General features: G+C 39.0%; 21 protein-coding genes and 1 pseudogene. 15 read left to right on the plus strand and 7 right to left on the minus strand.

Annotation, left to right across the window (positions count from 1 at the left end; genetic code table 11):
- Positions 1-129: 129 nt before the first annotated feature.
- The 4 genes and pseudogenes from FTU34_RS02360 (at position 130) to FTU34_RS02370 (ending at position 2,215) form a co-directional block, all read left to right on the plus strand.
- On the plus strand, positions 130-582 hold the full coding sequence (locus tag FTU34_RS02360; RefSeq protein ID WP_373686462.1) for a PoNe immunity protein domain-containing protein: 453 nt from the start codon (positions 130-132) through the stop codon (positions 580-582).
- Positions 583-621: 39 nt separating this feature from the next.
- A complete protein-coding gene (locus tag FTU34_RS02365; protein ID WP_249735183.1) occupies positions 622-1,383 on the plus strand; it encodes a hypothetical protein in 762 nt (253 codons plus the stop codon).
- A gap of 78 nt (positions 1,384-1,461) precedes the next feature.
- Positions 1,462-1,594 (plus strand): annotated as a pseudogene (locus tag FTU34_RS17825) (hypothetical protein); the annotation flags it as partial.
- A 180-nt stretch (positions 1,595-1,774) separates the two neighbouring features.
- Entirely contained in the window at positions 1,775-2,215 is a 441-nt protein-coding gene (locus FTU34_RS02370) for a hypothetical protein (RefSeq protein WP_180034611.1), read from the plus strand.
- Between the two features lie 73 nt (positions 2,216-2,288).
- Here FTU34_RS02370 and FTU34_RS02375 read toward each other — a convergent pair whose 3' ends face one another.
- Positions 2,289-3,068, minus strand: coding sequence for a ferredoxin--NADP reductase (locus tag FTU34_RS02375; protein WP_111885341.1), 780 nt, complete (start codon positions 3,066-3,068; stop codon positions 2,289-2,291).
- A gap of 106 nt (positions 3,069-3,174) precedes the next feature.
- Between FTU34_RS02375 and tsaA the strand changes: the two genes are divergently transcribed.
- Positions 3,175-3,897, plus strand: coding sequence for a tRNA (N6-threonylcarbamoyladenosine(37)-N6)-methyltransferase TrmO (tsaA, locus tag FTU34_RS02380; protein WP_180034612.1), 723 nt, complete (start codon positions 3,175-3,177; stop codon positions 3,895-3,897).
- A gap of 20 nt (positions 3,898-3,917) precedes the next feature.
- On the opposite strand, the gene FTU34_RS02385 is transcribed toward tsaA, so the two are convergent.
- Positions 3,918-4,907, minus strand: coding sequence for a hypothetical protein (locus FTU34_RS02385; RefSeq protein ID WP_180034613.1), 990 nt, complete (start codon positions 4,905-4,907; stop codon positions 3,918-3,920).
- A gap of 210 nt (positions 4,908-5,117) precedes the next feature.
- Between FTU34_RS02385 and FTU34_RS02390 the strand changes: the two genes are divergently transcribed.
- From FTU34_RS02390 to FTU34_RS02405, 4 genes are all read left to right on the plus strand, one after another.
- On the plus strand, positions 5,118-6,875 hold the full coding sequence (locus tag FTU34_RS02390) for a GspE/PulE family protein (RefSeq protein WP_180034614.1): 1,758 nt from the start codon (positions 5,118-5,120) through the stop codon (positions 6,873-6,875).
- A gap of 104 nt (positions 6,876-6,979) precedes the next feature.
- Complete coding sequence (locus FTU34_RS02395) at positions 6,980-7,342, plus strand: NirD/YgiW/YdeI family stress tolerance protein (RefSeq protein WP_180034615.1); 363 nt, start codon at positions 6,980-6,982, stop codon at positions 7,340-7,342.
- Positions 7,343-7,475: 133 nt separating this feature from the next.
- Complete coding sequence (locus FTU34_RS02400; RefSeq protein ID WP_180034616.1) at positions 7,476-8,144, plus strand: response regulator transcription factor; 669 nt, start codon at positions 7,476-7,478, stop codon at positions 8,142-8,144.
- Positions 8,145-8,148: 4 nt separating this feature from the next.
- Complete coding sequence (locus tag FTU34_RS02405) at positions 8,149-9,468, plus strand: HAMP domain-containing sensor histidine kinase (RefSeq protein ID WP_180034617.1); 1,320 nt, start codon at positions 8,149-8,151, stop codon at positions 9,466-9,468.
- 198 nt (positions 9,469-9,666) lie between these two features.
- On the opposite strand, the gene hemP is transcribed toward FTU34_RS02405, so the two are convergent.
- Positions 9,667-9,837: a hemin uptake protein HemP gene (gene hemP, locus FTU34_RS02410; RefSeq protein ID WP_078189103.1), complete on the minus strand. Its 171-nt coding sequence runs from the start codon at positions 9,835-9,837 to the stop codon at positions 9,667-9,669.
- A gap of 147 nt (positions 9,838-9,984) precedes the next feature.
- Between hemP and FTU34_RS02415 the strand changes: the two genes are divergently transcribed.
- Positions 9,985-10,884, plus strand: a complete 900-nt coding sequence (locus FTU34_RS02415; RefSeq protein WP_180034618.1) for an NUDIX domain-containing protein — start codon at positions 9,985-9,987, stop codon at positions 10,882-10,884.
- Between the two features lie 545 nt (positions 10,885-11,429).
- Here the strand turns inward: FTU34_RS02415 and FTU34_RS02420 are convergent.
- Complete coding sequence (locus tag FTU34_RS02420; RefSeq protein ID WP_180034840.1) at positions 11,430-11,912, minus strand: tetratricopeptide repeat protein; 483 nt, start codon at positions 11,910-11,912, stop codon at positions 11,430-11,432.
- A 76-nt stretch (positions 11,913-11,988) separates the two neighbouring features.
- Positions 11,989-14,382 carry a penicillin-binding protein 1B gene (gene mrcB, locus FTU34_RS02425; protein WP_180034619.1) on the minus strand — a complete coding sequence of 798 codons (2,394 nt, stop codon included), beginning with the start codon at positions 14,380-14,382 and terminating at the stop codon, positions 11,989-11,991.
- 152 nt (positions 14,383-14,534) lie between these two features.
- On the opposite strand from mrcB, the gene FTU34_RS02430 reads away from it, so the two are divergent.
- Together FTU34_RS02430 and FTU34_RS02435 are read left to right on the plus strand one after the other, a co-directional pair.
- Entirely contained in the window at positions 14,535-15,473 is a 939-nt protein-coding gene (locus FTU34_RS02430; protein WP_078189100.1) for an NAD(+) kinase, read from the plus strand.
- A 2-nt stretch (positions 15,474-15,475) separates the two neighbouring features.
- Positions 15,476-15,742: a YeaC family protein gene (locus tag FTU34_RS02435; RefSeq protein ID WP_078189099.1), complete on the plus strand. Its 267-nt coding sequence runs from the start codon at positions 15,476-15,478 to the stop codon at positions 15,740-15,742.
- A 91-nt stretch (positions 15,743-15,833) separates the two neighbouring features.
- On the opposite strand, the gene FTU34_RS02440 is transcribed toward FTU34_RS02435, so the two are convergent.
- Positions 15,834-16,832 (minus strand): glycosyl transferase family protein, encoded by a 999-nt coding sequence (locus FTU34_RS02440; protein WP_180034620.1) that lies wholly within the window; start codon positions 16,830-16,832, stop codon positions 15,834-15,836.
- Positions 16,833-17,240: 408 nt separating this feature from the next.
- Between FTU34_RS02440 and FTU34_RS02445 the strand changes: the two genes are divergently transcribed.
- Together FTU34_RS02445 and FTU34_RS02450 are read left to right on the plus strand one after the other, a co-directional pair.
- Positions 17,241-18,587 (plus strand): dicarboxylate/amino acid:cation symporter, encoded by a 1,347-nt coding sequence (locus FTU34_RS02445; RefSeq protein WP_078194416.1) that lies wholly within the window; start codon positions 17,241-17,243, stop codon positions 18,585-18,587.
- A 170-nt stretch (positions 18,588-18,757) separates the two neighbouring features.
- On the plus strand, positions 18,758-19,900 hold the full coding sequence (locus FTU34_RS02450; RefSeq protein WP_078194415.1) for an acyl-CoA dehydrogenase family protein: 1,143 nt from the start codon (positions 18,758-18,760) through the stop codon (positions 19,898-19,900).
- Between the two features lie 127 nt (positions 19,901-20,027).
- Here FTU34_RS02450 and FTU34_RS02455 read toward each other — a convergent pair whose 3' ends face one another.
- Positions 20,028-20,558, minus strand: a complete 531-nt coding sequence (locus FTU34_RS02455; RefSeq protein WP_180034621.1) for a DJ-1/PfpI family protein — start codon at positions 20,556-20,558, stop codon at positions 20,028-20,030.
- Between the two features lie 572 nt (positions 20,559-21,130).
- Between FTU34_RS02455 and pheA the strand changes: the two genes are divergently transcribed.
- Positions 21,131-22,240: a prephenate dehydratase gene (gene pheA / locus FTU34_RS02460; RefSeq protein WP_078194414.1), complete on the plus strand. Its 1,110-nt coding sequence runs from the start codon at positions 21,131-21,133 to the stop codon at positions 22,238-22,240.
- Positions 22,241-22,274: the final 34 nt, after the last annotated feature.

Raw genomic sequence — 22,274 nt, forward strand, 5'->3', positions numbered from 1 at the left:
TCCGCCTGTTTTAAAATGGACATGATCTGGCTGTCAGTAAATTTAGATGTTTTCATGCAGAATCTCCTGCTCGTATCTTAAGAGAAAATTCTACTTTTAGATCCTTTTATTTTTAGGGGGGATTACCATGTGATTGATAATGTAATAATTAAAAATAACAAAAATCATGCGATTGAACTGTTGGATGAATATTTGGCTGATTGGTATCAAATGCATAAAAATACACTTTGGTACAATAGTCATTTAAATTTAGATAATTATTCATATGTTGGTTACTGGGCTTTTGAAGCAGCAGCTCTTGTTTATTTACTAGATTTGGATGAAAGTTCTTTACATAAACATTTGTTTTATCCTAAAGATATAGTTGCATGGGCTCGTAAAAATAATACTCAATCTGAAGTAACCCAAGAGAATCTAACTGTAATAAAAGTCAAAGCTGGCGAAAAATCCCCAAAAACGGGCTATTGGACAACACCTGCACAAGTGGATTCACGCGTTCATGTGTTAAGAGGTGAAATGTTACCAACACTTTCTAAGGAAGATTGGGGTGAAGTGTACTGGTATTTTAATGGTGAAGAATAAATAAAATATGCCCTTCGGGGCATTAATTTTAGGCTGAATATGAATTTTAAAATCGATCCTAAATTTTTATATTTATTAGAACATTTTAGTTCTAAAGAATTTTTTTATAGCATGAGAAATAACTATCAATCTTTTTTAGATCGTTTGGAATTGCTGTTTGTCGTTTATATGAGAAATCTACCCTGTAATTATCTGGATTTTCCAATGCCAGAGCAAGTTGACATCAATTGGGGAGGGACGGTTTTACCGCTTTTAAGAAAAACCATGGATACTTTAGATTTTGCTTATATAAGAATAAAAGAAGGCGATCTAACATATTTAGATTGCGCATCAGAGATTCGATCGAATGACAAAGGTATGAGTGAGTTTTCAAAAAAATGGATGGATGAACTACCTCATGAAAATGTGAAAGAATGTTGGGATTTTTATACAAAGGCTAAGGTCGAGGCATTCATTATTGAAAATACCTATCCAACGTATTGGAATCAAGAAAGTATTGTTGATGAAATATTTGATATTTCAAAAATTAATATTCCTGTGTCATATCCCATTTATCGTATAAATCAAAGTATTAAAGTAAAATCGAATGAAAAAGTTGCGATAACAGGTTTATATATTTCCGAATTTGTGCCGAACCGAATAGAATTTATGGCTCATAGTAATGAAGATGATAGAGGTTTTGGTAGTGTAATTCCCACTACAATAGATCCAGAAACTTATGAAACATATTATGAGAAAACAGATTGGTACTTGATTGAAAGAGTCGCAAATGAAGGGGGCAAGTTTACCGATCGAAGCTGAAATGATTTGTGTTGTCTGATGTGTGTTGATAAATGATAGCGAAATAACACATATGATTTATCCAAAAGATTTGGTTAAATTTGCCCTAAAAAAGGTGAATGGTATATTCCTGCGAATAACATGGAAAAATGTCATTTTAATCAAGGAGAAGGTATGCCTGAGATTAAAGATATCCCTTGGGGGATTAACGATTTGGTATCTGACTGAATAAGTAGATGCCATTCGGAGGCATTTTGAAATGGATGCTAATATATATTGGCAGTTTGCTGGTGATAAATAGGATAAATTTTCCTTTTGGTTATTCGTTTCTAATGGATAATATTTTTAATTTTCATTGATTATTAATTTTTAATTAAATAAATTAAAACCCAATATTTTTAAAAGGATAATGATGAAAGTTTTAAAAAAGAATTTAATGCTTATTATGCTTTCAGCAATGAGTTTAATAGGGTGTAATACTCATTCAACAAAAACTTATGTGTTGACGACAACATCTTATGGTTATGATGCAAGTTATATTCCTTATATAGTCAAATTAAATGGTGAAGAGTTGGGTGGTGGATTTGGTAGTGGAACGAAAAGATCAGCAGTGTTAACAGGGTCCCAATATGTAAAATGGGGTGAAACAAACAGTTCGCGTAAACATAAAGCTATAAATGTTCCTTTATTAATTTCTAAAGACTTAAAAGATAAAAAATATTTAGCAGTCCATTTATACCCAGATGATAGTGTTGAGATTACTCTTTCAAATGAATTACCTCGTGCTACAAATAAAGGTTTAGAGTGGAGAGCAAAAATTATTGATGAATTGAAGGTAAAAGAAGAAAAATAGCTGTATCAGTCATGAGTGGCATATAGATCAAAAAAAAGCGCATGATGACATGCGCTTTTTAATTTTCAGCTAATTATTTTTCAACGAATGCACGTTCAATCACGTAGTCGCCTAGAACGCCCATCTTAGGAGATTCTTTCAGACCGTGCTGGTCAAGTAGTGCAGCAACGTCGTCTAGGAATGCAGGTGAACCACAAAGCATTGCGCGGTCAGTTTCAGGGTTGAAACGTGGAAGACCAATTTTTTCGAAAAGTTGACCAGTTTCAATGGCAGTAGTTACACGGCCTTGAGTATGGAATTCTTCACGGGTTACTGTAGGGTAGTAAACCAATTTTTCTTTCGCGCCTAATTCACCAAAGAATTCGTGGTTAGGAATTTCATCTAAGATTAAATCTTGATAAGCCAATTCCGAAATGAAACGTGTACCATGTACAACAATGATTTTTTCAAAACGTTCGTAAGTTTCAGGGTCACGAATTACAGAAAGGAACGGTGCAAGTCCTGTACCTGAAGAAAGTAGGTATAAGTTTTTACCAGGGTTTAAGTCATCTAGAACCAACGTACCTGTAGGTTTTTTAGACACTAAAATTTCATCGCCAACTTTTACTTTTTGTAAAATAGACGTTAAAGGACCATCTGGAACTTTAATAGAGAAAAACTCTAATTCTTCTTCATAGTTTGCGCTTGCAATAGAATAAGCGCGCATTAAAGGCTTACCATTTACTTCAAGGCCGATCATCACAAATTGACCGTTTTTAAAACGTAACGCAGTATCGCGAGTGGTTTTAAAAGAGAATAAAGTGTCATTCCAATGGTGGACGTGAGTAATCTTTTCGACGTTAAAAGCAGCCATTAAAGGTCTCAATAAAATTATCAAATTAGAACAGCTTACTATTCTAATCTAAAATCATTCTCGATAAACTGAATATATTTAATTGAACTTATCAGAAAAAGTGATTATGTCTGAGCTTAAAATGCCAATTATCGGGTATATGAAATCTCCCTACCGAGAAAAGTTTGGTATTCCACGTCAGCCGAATTTGGTGCAAGTCGAATCTTATATTGAAATGGTGGAACCTTATAACGATTTATTGGCTTTCGAAGGGATTAATGATTTTAGTCATCTTTGGCTGATTTGGCAGTTTCATGAAAATAAAAATGCAGATTCGACAAAATTTCGTCCGCAAGTTCGTCCTCCGCGTTTAGGTGGTAATCAAAAAATCGGGGTATTTGCGACACGAAGTATGTACCGGCCGTCACCTATGGGCTTGTCGGTTGTGCAGCTCAAAGGGGTGAAAAAAGTCGGTAAATCGGTACGTGTCTATGTGGTCGGCAGTGATTTGTTAGATGGAACACCAATTTTAGATATTAAACCATATATTCAATATTCTGATGCAGTGATGGATGCGCAAAGTGGTTATGCGCAGGATGAGCCAGAAAGAAAATCTGTAATTTGGTCAGAAGCAGCAGAACTGCAAAAAAAACAGTTGATCGGTATGGGTTCTTTAGAGATGCAGACAGTTTTAGAATTACAAGAGGTATTATCTTTAGATCCACGACCTGCATATCAACAAGATGAGGAGCGTGTATATGGCATGTTGTTTGCTGGCTTGAATGTGAAGTTTAGGATTGAAAGTGAAAAAATTTTACTATTAAAAATTTTAAAATCTGAAAGAGAGTAATCTCTTTCAGATTTGCTAACTTACTTAATTAAATCATCAGTAATTGCTTTAGATGCAATGTTATTGAAGAGATAACATGAATTTTTTCTTAAATTTATTAGCTCTTGAATAAGCTTTTTCTCTTCATTTGTTGCATCTGCACTTATGTCTTCTAATTCTTTAATTTCATCTGCAAAAGTATATTCTGTACGTGAATCTATTAGGTTAGCCCAATAATATTTTGATTTATACGAGGCTACCCCATGATTGTCATTATACTCAGGGGAATATTCTAGATATGCCGTTGTATCTTTAAAATTATATTTTTTAATATTAGTGTTATCTTGTTGTGTTGAGTATTTAATCCATTGATTTTTAAGAATATTTTGCTGATCTTCAGTGTCAGAATATTCATCATTATCTAATGATAGATAATCCTGATTATTTGTTTCACTTATAATTTGTAGACAGTATGAGCCTGTAGGGAATTTCTGCTCATTTAATTGCTTTAAGTAGCTCATTAATTGCTCAGGATATTCATAGGAATCATTAAGATTATTTTTAGCGATCCAGTATTCATTTGGTGAAACAATTTGCGCAATTGGTTGATTACTAATGTTGAGTATCTTAAAGTTCGTTGTTAATTTGAGGTCATTTGAACCAATACTTGAGTAAGGACTAAGAACCCAAGAGCTATTGTTCGTAACAACGGTGCCTTGATATTTTCCGTACTGATTATTTGTAGAACTTTGATCGTATACACCATTTTGAGTTACATAAATTTCAGAAAAAGTATCCTCGCTTTTAGAATAACTTTTACCATTATCAAGTGTTAGTGTATCTGAATAGTATTCAATATTATTAGTATTTAAATTGAAGTCTATAAAAAAATTTGACCACTGTTGGAAAGGTGAAGTAGTGATATTATTATTTTCACTATCATTAAATTTATCTGACGAACCTCCACCGCCACCACAAGCTGTTAAAATAAATGAACTTACAATAGCTGTGCTTAAAGTTTTAAATTTCATGTTACCCTCTTTAATAAATTATGAATTACGTCACTATTATTTGTGACTGTGGCATATAGTATAGAAAAATATAAAAAAAGGAATGTTAAAAAATAACTAATTAAAATTAATAATTTAAGTTAAATTTAACTTAACGATTTAAGTGAAAATATTAAGTTTAACTATTCTAGTTTTGTTATAGTATTCCCTATGTTTGGGGAACATAGAACAATGACTTTTAATTTTGAAATTGACACTTCTTGGTGTTTAGACCAATTACAAAAAGATGGACGTATTACTGAACGAGACAAAATACTGATTCAAACCACGCACCGTCAGCGTGAGCAGTTGAAATGGCATCCTTTACAATGGATTGCCAATTTTAATTTAGTCGATCAGAGTCATCCACAGTCTACCTTAACATTGAATAGACTCTGTCAATGGTTAGCAGAAAAGTCTGGTGTACCGTTTTATATTATCGATCCTCTAAAAGCTGATGTGCCTGCACTGACTGCAATTATGTCGCAGGAATTTGCAGTACGAAATCGCATTTTAGCGGTTGAATTACAAAATGAGCATGTGTTGATTGCAACGGATCAACCTTATAAAAATGAATGGATTGCCAACTTAGAAAGAACGGTATTACCACGCAAGATTCAACGTGTATTACTCAGTCCAGATCAACTACAGCGCTACTTGGTTGAATATTACCAAGTGAGTCGCGCAGTCAGTAATTCGCAAAAATCATCGAGTTATGACCGTGAAAATAAAGGCGTTGAAGCACTATTACAATTAGGTGATACACAAAATCCAGATGCCAATGATCAGCATATTGTGAAGCTTGTGGATTGGGTCTTACAGTTTGCCTTCGAACAAGGTGCAAGTGATATTCACCTCGAACCGCGTAAAGATACAGGAAAGGTGCGTTTTCGTATCGATGGCGTATTGCATACCATCTACAACATGCCTGCAAATACCCTGACAGCTGTGGTCTCGCGAATTAAGATCTTAGGTCGGATGAATGTGGCGGAAAAACGTAAGCCGCAAGATGGACGTTTAAAAACCCGTACACCCAAAGGCCAAGAAACAGAGCTACGTTTATCGACGCTGCCAACAGCCTTTGGTGAAAAGTTGGTTATGCGTATTTTTGACCCTGAAGTCTTGGTACGTAGCTTCCAACAGCTCGGTTTTGAAGGGCGTCTGTTGGATGATTGGAAAGCATTAACCAGTCATAGTCACGGTATTATTTTAGTGACCGGTCCGACGGGTTCGGGTAAAACCACCACGTTATATTCATCGCTCAAACAATTGGCAACCGAAGAAGTGAATGTCTGTACCATTGAAGATCCGATCGAGATGTTAGAGCCGAGCTTTAATCAAATGCAGGTGAATGCAGGGATTGATCTGGGCTTTGCCGATGGTGTACGGGCTTTAATGCGTCAAGACCCTGACATTATCATGGTCGGGGAGATCCGAGATCATGATACGGCAAATATGGCGATCCAAGCAGCATTAACAGGTCATTTGGTGCTTTCAACTTTACATACCAATGATGCACCATCGAGTTTGACGCGATTACATGATTTGGGTATTCAGCCTTTTTTAACGGCAGCGACTATTTTAGGGGTTTTGGCACAACGTCTAGTTCGTCAACTTTGTCCACATTGTAAGCGTGAGACTTTTATCAATGAACAAGAGTGGAAACATCTGACCTTTGATTATGCGATTCAAATGCCTGATTTTGTCTACGAGGCGGTGGGCTGTGATGAATGTCGTCAAACGGGGTATAAAGGCCGTGTGGGGATTTATGAATTTATGCCGCTCAGTATTGAAACCAAGCAATTGATTGGTGCCAATGCAGATCTAACCCAACTACGTACACAGGCACGTAAAGAGCATGTCGAACCATTACGAATTGCAGGTGCACGTAAAGTACTTGCAGGGGTGACGACTTTAGAGGAAGTCCTGCGTGTCGTACCGCTCAACTAATGGTTTGATCAAATAAATAAAAACGTCTTTGCAGCTTAAGATTCGACTCATCTTGCTTTGTTTAAATAGCGCTATCGAAATAGACAAAGTAAGAGAGAGCGAAGATGACAACATTTACACAATTGGTATGTGGTTTAGCATTTGCAGGTGTGGCATCAGTGGCAGTTGCGAATACAGCAGTCAATCAAACAGCAGTTGCGCCAGTGAAAACCACATCAGTGAAACATGCCTTAGGCTTAAAAGATGATAGTAAAGTTCAATTGAAAGGTTATGTTGTCAAATCGATGGGCGATGAAAAATATCAGTTCCGTGATAGCACAGGCAGCATTACAGTGGATATTGATGATCAACTTTGGCAAGGCAAAGCGATTTCAGCTAAAACACCAGTAACGCTCATTGGTGAAATCGACATTGATTACAAACCGACGAAACGCGTTGAAGTTGATGTCGATCAAGTAAGATTTTAATTTAGCCTGTTATTCATTTCAGTGCTGCTCCATAAAAAAACCACGGCTTGCTGTGGTTTTTTTTATGATTTGAGTAGATATGAGCAAAAGTTCGATACACTGAAGTCGGAACCATAGAAATAGGGTAGGTAAGATGCGAATTTTATTGGCAGAAGATGATGCTTCCCAAGCAGACAGTATAAAAACATGGCTTGAAATGGATGGCTACAGTGTCGATTGGGTTGATCGCGGCGATCACGCTATTTTGGCTTTAGAACAACATCAATATGACTGCATACTTTTAGATCGTGGCTTACCAAAAGTAACTGGTGATGAAATTTTAAAACGTATCGTACAGTTGCATCCGCTTACACCAGTTTTATTCATTACTGCTCGTGACAGTATTGCAGATCGTGTAGAAGGTTTAGATCTGGGTGCTCATGATTATTTGGTAAAACCCTTTAGCTTGGAAGAGTTGTCAGCAAGGGTGCGTGCCCAATTACGCTTGCATCATCAACAGCGTGATAATTGTTTGACTTTCGGAGATTTAAGTTTAGATGTACAAGCCAAAACGCTGCGTAAAAATGCGGAATTGATTACGCTGACATCGCGTGAATATCAAATCTTGCATAAGATGTTGTTAAATCCTGAGCATATTATGACGCGTAGCCAACTCGAAGAATCACTCTATGCTTGGGGCGATGAAGTGGAAAGTAATGCGATCGAAGTTTTTATTTACCAATTGCGTAAGAAGATTGGCAGTGATTACATTAAAACCTTAAGGGGCTTGGGTTATCGCATGAATCTTCCTCAACAAAGTTAAGTCTATGAGTGATAAAAAAAGCATTTCCTTACAGTCGCAACTGATTAAAACCTCACTGCTCAGTGCAATTTGGGCGGGAGCAATCTCCCTGTGTCTGATGTTGGGATTTAGTCTTTATCACATCATGAGTGTACATGATGCCCTGATGGACGAAGTGGCTGACATGCTCACTGCTACTGATCTCACGCTGAAGCAAGACGAACAAATAGATGAGCTGAGTGAAGAGTTTGATATGCAATATCAACTCATGCAAGGGCAGCAAGTCTTAACCACGTCGGAACAACACACAGCATTTGAACATCAGCTCAATTTAAAACAAGGGTTGCATTATCAATGGAGAGAAGGCGCGCTTTGGCGTAGCTATGAAATTCAGGACGATGGATTAAGCGTACAAATCATTCAACCGATGAAAACACGGCTGAGGGAAACGCTGCAAAGCGTACTAGGCTATGCAGGGATTCTATTGATTGTCTGGTTGATCCAATGGCTATTACTGCATATTTTGATTAAACGTCAATTGAAAGTTTTACAGCTTTTTTCAAAACAAATCGCTGAAAAAAATGTAGATGACTTACAAGCCATTGTTTTACCTGAACCTGTATTACAGGAACTAGAACCGATCCAAACACAGCTGAATTTTTTATTAAACCGATTAGATCAAGCCTTAGAGGCGGAACAACGCTTTACCTCCGATGCCTCACATGAATTACGCTCACCGCTGTCTGCGATTCAAATGCGACTTCAGGTATTAAAACGAAAATATCCCGACATTCAGCAGGATTTATTGAGCATACAGCACGATGTTAATCGAGGAACACGTGTGCTGGAAAATCTACTTATTCTGGCGCGGCTCGACCCGACGCAATCGGAGCAATTAGATAAAAAACAGAACGACTTAGAACAGCTGAGTTTACAAGTCATTGATGCTTTACAGCCGTTTATTGAAGAAAAACAGATCGAATTGAAGCTACAGACCCAGTCTGTACAGTTTGCGATGAACGCAGAGTTGATGTTTAGCTGTCTACGCAATTTAGTCGATAACGCTATTCGCTATAGTCCTACGCAAGGACAGGTAAAGATTGATTTAACGGTAACAGCACAGCAGGCGGTTTGGACGATTGAAAATCAAGGTGCGGGACTGACAGTCGCAGAATTGCAACGCATTGGCGAGCGATTTTACCGAGTATTGGGAACGAAGACGCAAGGTTCAGGTTTAGGTATTTCAATTGCCCAAAAAATTGTACAGTTACATCAAGGTCAATTAAGTGTGAAAGCCTCTGAACTGGGCGGCTTAAAGGTACAACTCATTTTTCCATTCCGCTAAAAACATGATTTGCCCTATTGAATTTAAGCGAAAGATTGTTGTGAGAGGAAGATGAGTGTTGCGATTTAAATTAAGTTTGAATAGTTATAAAGCTTAATTTGACTAAGTACAAAACTTAAAAAAGCAGTAAGCGGATGGCTTACTGCTTGTGTCCACGATTATTTTTATTGCGCTGATAATTATTATTTTTATCAGAAATTATTTGGTCAAAATAAGGCGATTATTTCGTGTTAAACGTAGTCGATATTCTTCACCTGCATGCATAATGCGAATTTCACGTCCTAAGGCAAAAAGGTTGTTTGAATGTAGCATTGGCAGCGAGTGGTGTGCTTCATTGCTACGAGTAAAAAGGCTAAATGGTGCGTTCATTCCGTCGACTCCGTGGTGTATTTTTGAATGGTTTAAATGATAATCATTATCGAATAGACCTGTCAACGGTAATTTTAGGATTTTATAAAAAAGATAAATTTGCTTACACTTGGATATCAATTGGAACAGAGTAGAGAGCAGGGAACTATGTCGAAACCGCAAATCGATGTCGCCATTGCGATTTTATTGCACCAAGACAAAGTACTGGTGGGTTGGCGTGAAGCAAAACAACATCAGGGCAATAAACATGAGTTTCCGGGTGGTAAAGTCGAGCAGGGTGAAAGTCCTGAACAAGCGTGTCGTCGTGAAATTTTTGAAGAGGTTGGAATTGGTTTACATGACTGGCATGCTTTTGATTTTATTCAACATGAATACGATGATGTTATTGTGAAATTGCATTTATTTCATGCCACCGTCCCGCATGCGTTGCTGAATGAAATCCAAAAGCCATGGGCCTGGTATTCACGTCAACAACTTATGAGTTTGAATTTTCCAAAGGCCAATCAAGCTATTTTGCAGCGCTTATATTGGCAGCAACAGATCAAAATCACCGCCGATCTACCAACATTTGAAACGCTTCAAGAGACGCTTTTGTATTATTGGCGAGTCGATGCCAGCGCAGAAAATGCAGAGGCATTAAATCAATTACCTACCGTGATTTTAAAGCAATTGATAATTAATGAAGATATATGGTCATTACTCTCTACAGAGGTGCAAGCACATATTTCGGCTTTACATCTTAAGCAGCACCAATTGCTGAAAAAAAATAAAGGTGATTTACAGCTTGGGAAGCGCTATATCGCCGCTTGTCATGATCAAGTTTCTGCGCTGCATGCGCAAAAAATTGGCTGTGAGGCTATTTTTATGAGCCCAGTTCTGGCGACACAAAGTCATCCAGAGGCGCAAGGTATGGGATGGGCGCATTTTTCTGAGATTGCACGAGGCATAGAAATCCCTGTTTTTGCTTTAGGTGGCATGCGTCCTGAATTGCTACCTATTGCACAGCAGCATCATGCTTATGGGGTGGCAGGTATTCGCAGTTTTTAGAAACTAGAATGTGTATATTGAATTAAAGTCGTATTTGAAAGTCGTTATGTAAAATTCAGTGAAGGTTGGTTAGAAATAGACTTACTATTTGTAAGCTATTTACTGATGTTACGCCCGTAAAAATAATTACGCATTTTTAAAATGATTTTTAAACCGATACGACGGAGTCTTAAATCTAGAGATTGAATAAAGGGATTAGCCTTCGGCTGGAGGTACTCGTACGAAACGATGCTTCTCATTAGGCAAAATGAGAAGCGTGCTTCACAAGGAAACCATCTTGCGGTGCAATGCACCTCACCGACAAAACTCGTTCGCTAGCGTCAATTTATCCAAAGTATCGCAAAAATATTTTTAAATAGATGTGGTCTTGTCTCAAACGCTTGCGGATAACGTTACCGTGTATCGTATTTTATTTAGATCAAATTATGCTTCTGATGTTACTGCGTAACATTATTTAATAATAACTATGAGAAATAAACTTACTTTTAGTATGTTTTAAATAAAAAAGCCTGATCTCAATTAAGATCAGGCTTTTTTATGGGTGCTTAAAGAGCTTTGATGGCTTGTTGGGCTTTTTGAATGGTGCTGCTTTTCTTTTGCATTTGACCGGCTTTTAAAACAACATTCCAAAGCTGTTGTTTCATCGGCTTGGTTTGAGCATAGCTTAATCCGCGCAGTGCCAACGATTCTGCATTCGCAGGCTGACTTTTTCGATTGGCGATCATTGCCAAATATAAAAAAGTTTCCGCAGATTGTGGTGCCAAACGCTGTGCTTGAGTTGCCGCACTTTCAGCTTCATTCCATTTTCCATTGGCATAAGCGGTTTGCGTAGTTTGCATCAATTTTTTGAATGCAGGTAAGTCGCGGCCATCATCAAACTTTTGAATTTGGGTTTTCTGCTCAGGAATAACGATACGTTGACGCTTAATTTCTGGATGGTCATATGGCGTAATGATGACCCCAGAAGGGTCATGGATATCTGCCTTTTTTTCAGGTGCAGCAGGCGACTTTTGCTCAGGTTCGATCATGGTTTGGCAACCTGCCAAAATGATCGTCAAAACGCTCAGAATACTGAACGTTTTTAAAACTTTAATGTTTTGCAGTTTAATTTGAATACTCTCCACTTGATATGATGCGAGGTTGATCAGATGAACCCTGATCATTATCGACATCACTTTCACGAATGTAGTCACCTAAACTATCATTTTGCTCCTGAGTTGGCTGCGTCTCTTCAGTATCAACTGTGTAAGGTTCTACTTCATATTGTGTCGAACCACATGCCGTAGCTTGATTTGGAATGGAGTTGCGCGAAAGAGGAATATATATCGCACCTGTACAATGCTGCGCAGATAAATTACCTGAATAACGGTCTAACCAATGCCACTGTACGCTGTCTGGTTGACGTAAATTAACTGGTTTTTGACGTAACTGCTTCATCACATTGGTCCAAACAGGAAGTGCTCCTGACGAACCCGTTAAGCCTGTAACTTTGTTGTTGTCTAAACCTAACCAAACCACACTTAAATAATTACCTGAATAACCTGCAAACCATGAGTCACGCGTATCATTGGTTGTCCCTGATTTACCTGCAAGTTTGAGTGAAGCTGGTAATGATGCATAAGCAGAACGGCCTGTCCCTGAACTCATCACTTGTTGTAAACCGTAGTTCAAGATAAAGGCTGCATCAGGTGCAATAGTCGGTTGTACCGTTAAGCTATAACGATCTAATAAACGACCATTGGCATCGACCACTGAACGAATAGCTTTCACTGGATATTTGAAGCCACCGGTTGCAAAGTTTCCATAGACACTCATGACTTCCATCGGTGACATATCGATAGCGCCGAGGTAAATCGAAGGGTAGTTTGGAATATTAGACGTCACACCAAACTTTTTCAGATGGTTAATAAAAGTCGACATACCGAACTCTTGACCTAAGCGTACCGCAGAGAGGTTATAAGAGTTTGATAGGGCATCGACCATTGGTACGACACCATGTGCACCACCACTATAGTTTTTCGGTGTCCAAGCTTTGCCATCACTTTGAATGCTGATAGGACTGTCTTCGATTTGACTCGCCCAGTTATAGCGGTTGGATTCTATCGCACTGAGGTAAATCACAGGTTTTAGCAATGAACCAACTTGACGTTTAGCATCCATCGTACGGTTAAAGCCAGTAAAGTCCTGCGTTGAACCGACTGCTGAAACCAATTCACCATTTTCAGGATGAGACACCAGTACCGCGCCTTGTAATTCTTTCAAGCGTGCTGGATTGGCATTACTTAAACGTGCCACAGATTCTTTAAATGCAGTTTGTACACGAGTTTGAGCAATCGGGTCCATCGCGGTGAAAATACGAAGACCTTGATTGGTCAAATCGCTTTCTTGGTATTCGGTACGCAGTTGACGACGCACGATGTCCATATAGTCTGGGAAGCGAGAAGGGCCCAATGTTGGTTTTGTAATGACATTTAATGGACGTGCAGACTCAGTTTCATATTGTTCCTGAGTTAAATAGCCCATCACCACCATATTGTTTAACACAATATTACGGCGTTTAATCGCACCTTCAGGGTTTTTCCACGGATTAAATAGGGTCGGACCTTGAACCAAACCGACTAAATACGCCTGCTGAGCAATATTTAGTTCACGCAGCGGTAAACCAAAATAGAATTGTGAAGCTAAACCATAACCATTGATTGAATAGTTACCGTTTTGACCTAAATTCACTTCATTTAAATAAGCTTCAAGAATTTCATCTTTGTCATAGTGAAGTTCAATCAGCATCGCCATTAAGGCTTCATTGGCCTTACGCTTAATGGTTTTTTCAGGGGATAAATAGAAATTTTTCACCAATTGCTGAGTGAGGGTCGAACCACCTTGACGTTTACCACCAGTGATATTACTTACGATGGCACGTGCTGTACCACGAATCGAAATACCATGATGCTGATAGAAATTACGGTCTTCTGTAGCAATTAAAGCTTGGATTAAAGGCTTAGGTACTTTATCCAGTTTAATCAGCACACGGTCTTCATTGTGCTGAGGATAAATACCACCTATTAACATCGGCTCTAAACGGGCAATACCACTACTTGAAGGTTTGGTCGCACTTACTTCAGTGATTTGATCTTCACCAAAGGTCACTTTAAGGACTTGTTCAGGGTCGACACTATCACCAAAGTCAAAACCACGCGTGTGGATATAAGTTACATTGCCAGAAGTAACGTAACTCCCTGTTTTCGCATAGCTGTCTTGAGCGTTATAACCCAAAAGTTTCAGTTCTTGGTTGAGGTCTGCTTGGCTTACAGGCGCATTGGTATAAATTTCTAAAGGACGCGCAAATACCTTGGCTGGAATGTCCCAACGTTGACCTTCGAATTTATCCCGTACAATATTATCTAGACGAATAAGATAAATGCTGAACACGAGAAATCCGCCGATAATCAACAGCGAAAAAATCAGTGCAATTATGCCTATGCCACGTTCAGACTTCATAAATAGTGATAAGACCCTGAGAAATTTTGCTAATCATGCGAAGCTTTTCAGTATTTTGCAATATTTAAACTGTTATATGTATGCAAAATATTGGAAGCTACTTCACTAAAGTCGAAACTTTAAAGTTTTTTTAAATCATTTCTGTTAGTGATATGATACCAATGAGGCGAAGCGGAGCAAAAGCGCAGGTGCAAATTTCACATAAATCATTTCGAAACATTGGGTTGATTGGTCGTCCAGACAAATCATCAGTGATCGAAACCCTATGTTTGATCCACGATCATATTTTAAGTTTGGGATTACATCCTGTATTTGATACGCAAACAGCGCAGCTGGTACCCTATAACAATACTCAGACGGTCAGCCGTAACTTATTGGGTGAAGTCGTCGATTTGGTGATCGTAGTCGGCGGTGATGGTTCATTGCTTCATGCTGCACGTGCCTTGGTGAAATATAATACTCCTGTGATTGGGGTGAACCGTGGTCGTTTGGGCTTCCTGACCGATATCAAACCGACAGAAGTGATTTTCAAGTTAGATCAAGTGCTCAAAGGTGAGTTTCAGCTAGACCGACGTTTCTTGTTGGAAATGGAAATTCGCTCGAAAGGTGAGTCGATTTATGATGCTGTGGCTTTAAATGATATTGTGCTGCACTCGGGTAAATCGGTACACATGATCGACTTTGAACTAAATATTGATGGGCAATATGTGTACCGCCAACACAGTGATGGTTTAATTGTTTCGACGCCAACTGGCTCTACAGCTTATGCATTATCTGGTGGTGGTCCGATTGTCCACCCAAGTATGGATGCGATTGCCTTAGTGCCAATGCATCCTCATACTTTGTCGTCACGTCCGATTGTCGTGGGCGGACAAAGCGAAATTAAAATTTTGATTCGTGAAAACCGTGTTCTACCAATGGTCAGTGCCGATGGTCAACACAGTGTATCATTGGGTGTAGGCGATAGTTTACATATCCGCAAACATCCATTTAAGCTCAACTTATTACATCCACCTGGTTATGACTTCTATATGGCATGTCGTACCAAGCTAGGCTGGAACCAAGATTTTGACTCATTAAAGCAGGATTAATTATGAATATTGAACAGATGCTTGCCGTACTCGATCCTGAAATTGTTGGTCGATTAAAAACGGCAATTGAAATTGGTAAATGGCCAAATGGTGTAGCGCTGACTCAAGAACAACGTCAAATTTGTATGCAAGCGGTGTATGCATGGGAAATTAAACATTTGCCAGAAGATGAGCGTAGTGGTTATATCGACCGCGGGACCAAAGAAGAAGATGAGCATTGCGACTCACATGTGGAAGAACCTGAGTTCAAGCCGATTCGTTTCGTTTAATCCTTTTTCTTTCTGATTGAAAAAGCCAGCTTAATGCTGGCTTTTTTATTAGCTGATGCATACCTTAATTTGTTGCTACATATCTGCTTATTTAAGCGTGACGATTTGCCCACATGGTTTTGGCAGTTTGCATTGCTTCATCAAAACTTGCGATGGCACCCATGGTATACAGTGCGATTCCCATGGTTTCGGTGACCGCGATTTCACCATATTCATGTGCCTGCTGACCGTCCCACACGGCTTTAAAAATGGCCAAATCAAGTTCTTCTTCGACTGGACTGCGGTTGTCCGTCAGTTTAGGCAATTCATGTTCATACATTTCACCATCCTTGATACCACAAATTAATGTTTTTGCATCGGGATTACGTTCGAATTCACCACCTTCACCCTTAATGACAGCACTATTTTGATAACCCAATTGAAATGCCGCACGTTGGTGTGATCCACGATAGGCTGGATGGAAAATAGCTTGCATGGTGGCTTTGGCATTAAATGGGTTAATCAGACGCGCAAGGGTGTGAATTGGGGAACGTAAACCCATCACATTGCGTAGTGAAATTAAATCACTGAGTATTGGTGAAATGACGTCGAGCGGAATATAAGCAAAATGACGTTGTATTAGTTGCTGTTCCACATCTGTATCATTTTGGCAAATAGGAAAACCCAAATACTCTAATACTTGTTCTGTATAAAGGCGGTTAATGGTATGACCTGAAGCGCCATGCATTACGACATTGTAGCCGTGTTTTGCTAGCGTTAATGCGGCCAATAAAAACCAAGGATAATGTTTGCGTTTACCTGCATAAGATGACCAATCTAAATCGACATCTAGCTTTTTAAACTTGAGTTGATCACGTGTAGCTTGGACGAAGCCTGTAAGTTCATCAACTGATTCTTCTTTTACACGCAATAACATCAAGAAAGCGCCCAATTGAACGTCTAAAACCTCATCTTTTAAGATCATGCTGAACGCTTGGTAGGCTTCATCATAAGTGAGCGAACGTGCGCCATTTTTACCTTTACCCACGATACGGACAAATTGCGCAAAAGGATGTTCAAAATCTTTGTAAATATTTCGTTTATTGTTCATGCAAATACTGGGCTTAAAATTAGGACTTAAGGATAGTTTACTTCTATAGTTGGTATTTTTCAGCCTGATAATGGGCGTAAAAAACGCAGTCTTTAGACTATAGTCTAATGATCTCGGTCTATTATTTAACCGAAATTAACATTTGTGGCAGAACAAGCCATTAAAAAACAGGTAAAATTTAACCTACTTTAGTATGTGTTTCATCTCCTGATCAATGTGCTGATTCTATATCAGGTCCTGATGTGATTATTTAATCACCATACATATTTCGTTTTTCTGTATTTGGCTAAGTCAAATACCTTTGGTGCTCTTTTGTCGAAGACAAAGGGGTTTTGGGCTGTTTATTTTTTGAAAATAGACAAAAACTGAATATTTCTTTGAAGCAGAAATATATCGTGAAGTAATGTCATGGCTAAAAAACCAATTTATAAGTCACTATATTTTCAAGTGATCGTTGCCATTATTGCGGGTGTATTGGTGGGTCATTTCTCACCAAGTGGTACGCAAATCATCAATGGTACCGAGCAATACGTAAAAGGCTGGGGTGAATTGTTCTATCCACTAGGACAAGGTTTCATTAAGCTAATTAAAATGATTATTGCACCTGTAATTTTCTGTACCGTGGTAAGTGGTATTGCAGGTATGGAAAGCATGAAATCTGTGGGTAAAACAGGTGGGGTCGCTTTACTATACTTCGAAATCGTTTCGACCATCGCACTCATTATCGGTCTTGCAGTGATTAATATTGCAAAACCTGGTGTAGGCATGAACGTCGATCCAGCATCTTTAGATACTGCAGGTATTTCTAAATATGTTGAATCTGGTGCAGCACAATCTACCCAAGAATTTTTTATGAATATCATCCCAAACACCGTTGTTGGTGCGTTTGCTGAGGGTGAAATTCTTCAAGTTCTATTATTTGCCTTATTATTTGGTTTTGCTTTGCATAAACTTGGTGATGCAGGTAAGCCTGTATTGAAGTTTATTGATCAAATTGCACATGTATTCTTTAACATTGTAAACATGATCATGAAGCTTGCACCAATTGGTGCTTTCGGTGCGATGGCTTATACCATTGGTAAATATGGTATTGGTAGTTTGGCACAATTGGGTCAATTGATCATCTGCTTCTATATCACATGTTTGCTGTTTATTTTCATTATACTTGGCTCAATTGCACGTATTTGCGGTTTCAGTATTTTGAAAATGATTCGCATGATTCGCGAAGAGTTACTGATCGTACTGGGTACGTCATCTTCTGAATCTGTACTGCCACGTATGTTGAAAAAACTCGAACTTGCTGGTGCAGAAAAATCTGTAGTGGGTCTTGTTATTCCAACAGGTTATTCATTTAACCTAGATGGTACGTCTATTTACCTGACCATGGCAGCAATCTTTATTGCACAAGCGACCAATACACCGCTTGATATTTCGCATCAGATCACGTTGTTGTTGGTTCTACTCATTTCATCTAAGGGTGCTGCGGGTGTGACGGGTTCAGGCTTTATTGTGATGGCTGCAACATTGTCTGCTGTGGGTCATATTCCTGTTGCAGGTTTGGCATTAATTCTTGGTATTGACCGTTTCATGTCAGAAGCACGTGCATTAACCAACCTTGTAGGTAACTCTTTGGCAACGATTGTGGTTGCGAAATGGGTGGGTCAATTAGACAAAGAAAAACTGGATTTTGCTTTGGCAAACCCTGAAGAAATTGACCGTCAGATGCAAGAAGAAGGCAACGCACATCATGCCTAAGGATGATGCTGTGATGTAAAAGATGTAATTAAAAAGGAAGCTTCGGCTTCCTTTTTTTATGTAAGCCCAAAGCCAAATTTGAACGCTTTAGTTTTTAGGCATGACGGCTGTTCTAAACTGCAATAGGATGAAGCTCAACAAAACAACAAACTCAACCAAGGAAGAAACACATGCTAGCTTATGATGCAGACTTAGAATTATTTCGAGATAACTTTCGCCGCTTTATGGCAGAGCATGTCGCACCACATTATGAGCAATGGGAACGTGAAGGCATTATGCCGCGTTCAGTATGGAATGCTTTGGGTGAAAATGGCTTTTTATGTGTGGATGTGCCTGAAGAATATGGCGGCTATGGCGTCCCAACGCATTATTCACTGATGCTAGTCGAAGAATCTGCGCGAGCAGGTTTTAGTGCATTATCGACAGGTATTTCATGCCATTCTGAAATTGCAGCGCCTTATATTTTGCACATTGGTTCAGAAGAACAAAAACAATATTGGTTACCGAAAATGGTCACAGGTGAAGTGGTCGGTGCCATTGGTATGACAGAGCCTGGTGCAGGTTCGGACTTACAGTCTATGCGCAGTAGTGCAATTTTGCAGGGCGATCATTATCTGCTCAATGGCTCGAAAACTTTTATTTCAAATGGTCAACATGCAGACCTTGTGGTATTGGCTGCAAAAACTGATCCACAAGCACGTGCCAAAGGCGTGTCACTACTCTTAGTCAATACACATTTGGATGGATTTAAGAAAGGTACCAACCTCGACAAAATTGGTCTACATGCACAAGACACTTCTGAGTTGTTTTATGACAACGTCAAAGTGCCAAAAGAGCAACTTTTGGGTCAAGCTGGACAAGGCTTTGCTTACTTGATGCAAGAGTTACCGCGTGAACGTACCGCAATTGCCTCGACTGCAATTGGTGCGATTCGCGGTTCCATTGATGTGGCAACGCAGTATGTTAAAGAGCGACAAGCGTTCGGACAGGCGATCGGACAGTTCCAAAATACTCGTTTTGTCTTGGCACAGGCTAAGATTGACGAATTGGCTACAGCGGCATTTTATAATCAAAATGTTGAACTTTATATGCAAGGCAAACTTGATGTTGAAACTGCAGCAGCACTCAAGAGCTTTTCTACCGATATGCAAATGAAAGTGGCCCATAATCTACTTCAATTATTTGGTGGCTATGGTTATATGACCGAATATCCAATTTCACGTTTCTTTGTCGATGCACGTATTCAGCAAATCTACGGTGGCACCAATGAAATTATGAAAGAAATCGTGGCACGAAGTATTTTAGGTCGATAAAAAAATTATCAGGCTGAAAATTAAAATAGCGAAGTGACGACTTCGCTATTTTTTTGACGATGTATTTCTACAGATTTGCGTGTTTGAATTAGATTATGCGGTTGAGTGTAAGTGAATATATTGAAATCTATGATAATGACGGTTGCCCCAAAACTTGCAGACAGACTTCGATAAATTCAGGTATATCTAAAGTACTGCGAGACGATATATACAGGTTATTATCATTCAAGACCGATTGATCCGACACCACCACACCTGCGTTTAGTAAAGCAGATTTCAGCGTTTCAGATTGGGCGAAATGGCGACCTTGTATGACACCCGCTTCTAATAACAACTGTGGACCGTGGCAACTGCTCAAAATCGGCTTTTGGCTATTTGCAAAATTACGTACAAAATAGATAAAACGGTCATCTAAAGAGAGTTTCTCTGGGGAATAACCGCCGGGAATAAATAAGGCATCAAAATCATGTACAGAGGCGTCGTCGATACTCTGGTCAATGGTGATCTGGGAACGGCGTTTAATACCGTAAACAATTTTTCCAACCTGATCTTCGATATTGATAATGCTGTGCCGAGCGGCTCGAAAGGCCTCCACAGGCTCAAGGTACTCAATATCTTCAAAATCGTAGGTCACTAACACTGCAATTTTCTTGTGCATACTTGTACCTATGGGTCTGTTATTTTTTTTCTGATATTTAGACTACAAAGCAACGAAAAAAATTACCTGTGTCTTTTGTAATAAATGCGTCAATGACTGTAAACACTAGATGAAAGTGCCTATTAAGTCACTGAAAAAACGATCAATGACCAAGTGTTTATATAGATCATCTTTAAGTTTCAAATTATTTCTATGCCATGAAAACCAAGTTTAGAATTTTTTATTTTGCTACAGGTATTGAGAGCAAAATTTAAAACTGCAATGACCAATGAAATAAACTGATTGATGGGCTTATACAAGGGGATGGATCTGATGCAAATTTGGAGGAAAAGAGAAGGTCTATTTATTGTGCTGCTCAAGATGAATGATCAATAAAGCCGTCAAAAGGTAAGATTTGTCTTAATTATGGCTTTACCTATCAGTTTGGCTGTTTTGGCTCTTAAGTTAAGCTGATGAAGCTTTAATCAACTGTATGTTTTTAAGGCTGAAACCATCAAAGTCGTATTGCGCAACATTTGAAAGCTAACTATTGTTATACTGTTTGCAAAATTTTTTTGAAGGGCGACATAACAATGATCAACGATGATCAAAACACTCCGACTTCTCTGGACTTAGCTCAAATTCGTGAAGATATCGACTCTGTTGATATGCAGATTCAACAACTTATCAACCGTCGTGCGAAACTAGCTGAGGCAGTTGCAAAAGCAAAATTTGCTGCTGAAGAGAATCCACTGTTTTATCGTCCTGAACGTGAAGCGCAAGTTTTACGTAAAGTTATGGATCGTAACGAAGGCCCATTGTCTGATGTGACAATGGCACGTTTATTCCGTGAGATCATGTCGGCTTGTTTAGCCCTGGAAGCGCCGCAAAGTATTGCGTTTTTAGGTCCAGTCGGAACTTATACGCATTCGGCTGTTTTAAAACATTTCGGTCAAGACGCTGTTGTTCGCCCTCTTCCAACGATTGATGAAGTATTCCGCGAAGTAGAAGCAGGCAGTGCGCACTATGGTCTTGTGCCTGTAGAGAACTCATCTGAAGGTGTAGTGAACCACACCCTAGATTGCTTCAAATCTTCACATCTGAATGTTATTGGTGAAGTGGAGCTGCGTATTCATCACCAATTCTTAGTGTCTGAAAACACACGTAAAGACAGTATTAAACAGATTTATGCACATCAACAAACTTTGGCGCAATGCCGTGGTTGGTTAGATGCTCATTATCCAGGTGTAGAACGTGTTGCACTCAGTTCAAATGCAGAAGCTGCACGCCGTATTCGCAATGAATGGCACTCAGCAGCAATTGCTTCTGAAGTCGCTGCGAACATTTACAACCTTGAAATTTTGCATAGCAATATTGAAGACAATCCTGAAAATACTACTCGTTTCTTGGTGATTGGTCGTGAGAAAGTACCGCAATCGGGCAATGATAAAACTTCATTGTTGATTTCTGCGCATGACCGTGCAGGGGCGTTGCTTGAAATTCTTGCACCGTTTGCCAAGCATAATATTAGCTTAACAAGTATCGAAACACGTCCTGCATTACCAGAAAAATGGGCTTATGTATTCTTTGTGGACTTGGAAGGTCATGTTGAGCAAGAAAACGTGAAAGCGGCAATTGAAGAAATTCGTCCATTGGTTAAAGAAATTCGTGTATTGGGTTCATATCCGATTGCTGTTCTTTAAGATCACAACTGTGATCAATTCCATCAGGAGTTGA

The organism is Acinetobacter sp. YH12094, from assembly GCF_013419295.1.
Lineage (GTDB): Bacteria > Pseudomonadota > Gammaproteobacteria > Pseudomonadales > Moraxellaceae > Acinetobacter > Acinetobacter amyesii.

Bases quoted from the DNA above. Each gene is read 5' to 3' on its own strand.
- FTU34_RS02365 (WP_249735183.1), top strand. From the start codon at position 622: ATGAATTTTAAAATCGATCCTAAATTTTTATATTTATTAGAACATTTT.
- FTU34_RS02370 (WP_180034611.1), top strand. From the start codon at position 1,775: ATGAAAGTTTTAAAAAAGAATTTAATGCTTATTATGCTTTCAGCAATG.
- FTU34_RS02375 (WP_111885341.1), bottom strand. From the start codon at position 3,068: ATGGCTGCTTTTAACGTCGAAAAGATTACTCACGTCCACCATTGGAAT.
- tsaA (WP_180034612.1), top strand. From the start codon at position 3,175: ATGTCTGAGCTTAAAATGCCAATTATCGGGTATATGAAATCTCCCTAC.
- FTU34_RS02385 (WP_180034613.1), bottom strand. From the start codon at position 4,907: ATGAAATTTAAAACTTTAAGCACAGCTATTGTAAGTTCATTTATTTTA.
- FTU34_RS02390 (WP_180034614.1), top strand. From the start codon at position 5,118: ATGACTTTTAATTTTGAAATTGACACTTCTTGGTGTTTAGACCAATTA.
- FTU34_RS02395 (WP_180034615.1), top strand. From the start codon at position 6,980: ATGACAACATTTACACAATTGGTATGTGGTTTAGCATTTGCAGGTGTG.
- FTU34_RS02400 (WP_180034616.1), top strand. From the start codon at position 7,476: ATGCGAATTTTATTGGCAGAAGATGATGCTTCCCAAGCAGACAGTATA.
- FTU34_RS02405 (WP_180034617.1), top strand. From the start codon at position 8,149: ATGAGTGATAAAAAAAGCATTTCCTTACAGTCGCAACTGATTAAAACC.
- hemP (WP_078189103.1), bottom strand. From the start codon at position 9,837: ATGAACGCACCATTTAGCCTTTTTACTCGTAGCAATGAAGCACACCAC.
- FTU34_RS02415 (WP_180034618.1), top strand. From the start codon at position 9,985: ATGTCGAAACCGCAAATCGATGTCGCCATTGCGATTTTATTGCACCAA.
- FTU34_RS02420 (WP_180034840.1), bottom strand. From the start codon at position 11,912: ATGATCGAACCTGAGCAAAAGTCGCCTGCTGCACCTGAAAAAAAGGCA.
- mrcB (WP_180034619.1), bottom strand. From the start codon at position 14,382: ATGAAGTCTGAACGTGGCATAGGCATAATTGCACTGATTTTTTCGCTG.
- FTU34_RS02430 (WP_078189100.1), top strand. From the start codon at position 14,535: ATGATACCAATGAGGCGAAGCGGAGCAAAAGCGCAGGTGCAAATTTCA.
- FTU34_RS02435 (WP_078189099.1), top strand. From the start codon at position 15,476: ATGAATATTGAACAGATGCTTGCCGTACTCGATCCTGAAATTGTTGGT.
- FTU34_RS02440 (WP_180034620.1), bottom strand. From the start codon at position 16,832: ATGAACAATAAACGAAATATTTACAAAGATTTTGAACATCCTTTTGCG.
- FTU34_RS02445 (WP_078194416.1), top strand. From the start codon at position 17,241: ATGGCTAAAAAACCAATTTATAAGTCACTATATTTTCAAGTGATCGTT.
- FTU34_RS02450 (WP_078194415.1), top strand. From the start codon at position 18,758: ATGCTAGCTTATGATGCAGACTTAGAATTATTTCGAGATAACTTTCGC.
- FTU34_RS02455 (WP_180034621.1), bottom strand. From the start codon at position 20,558: ATGCACAAGAAAATTGCAGTGTTAGTGACCTACGATTTTGAAGATATT.
- pheA (WP_078194414.1), top strand. From the start codon at position 21,131: ATGATCAACGATGATCAAAACACTCCGACTTCTCTGGACTTAGCTCAA.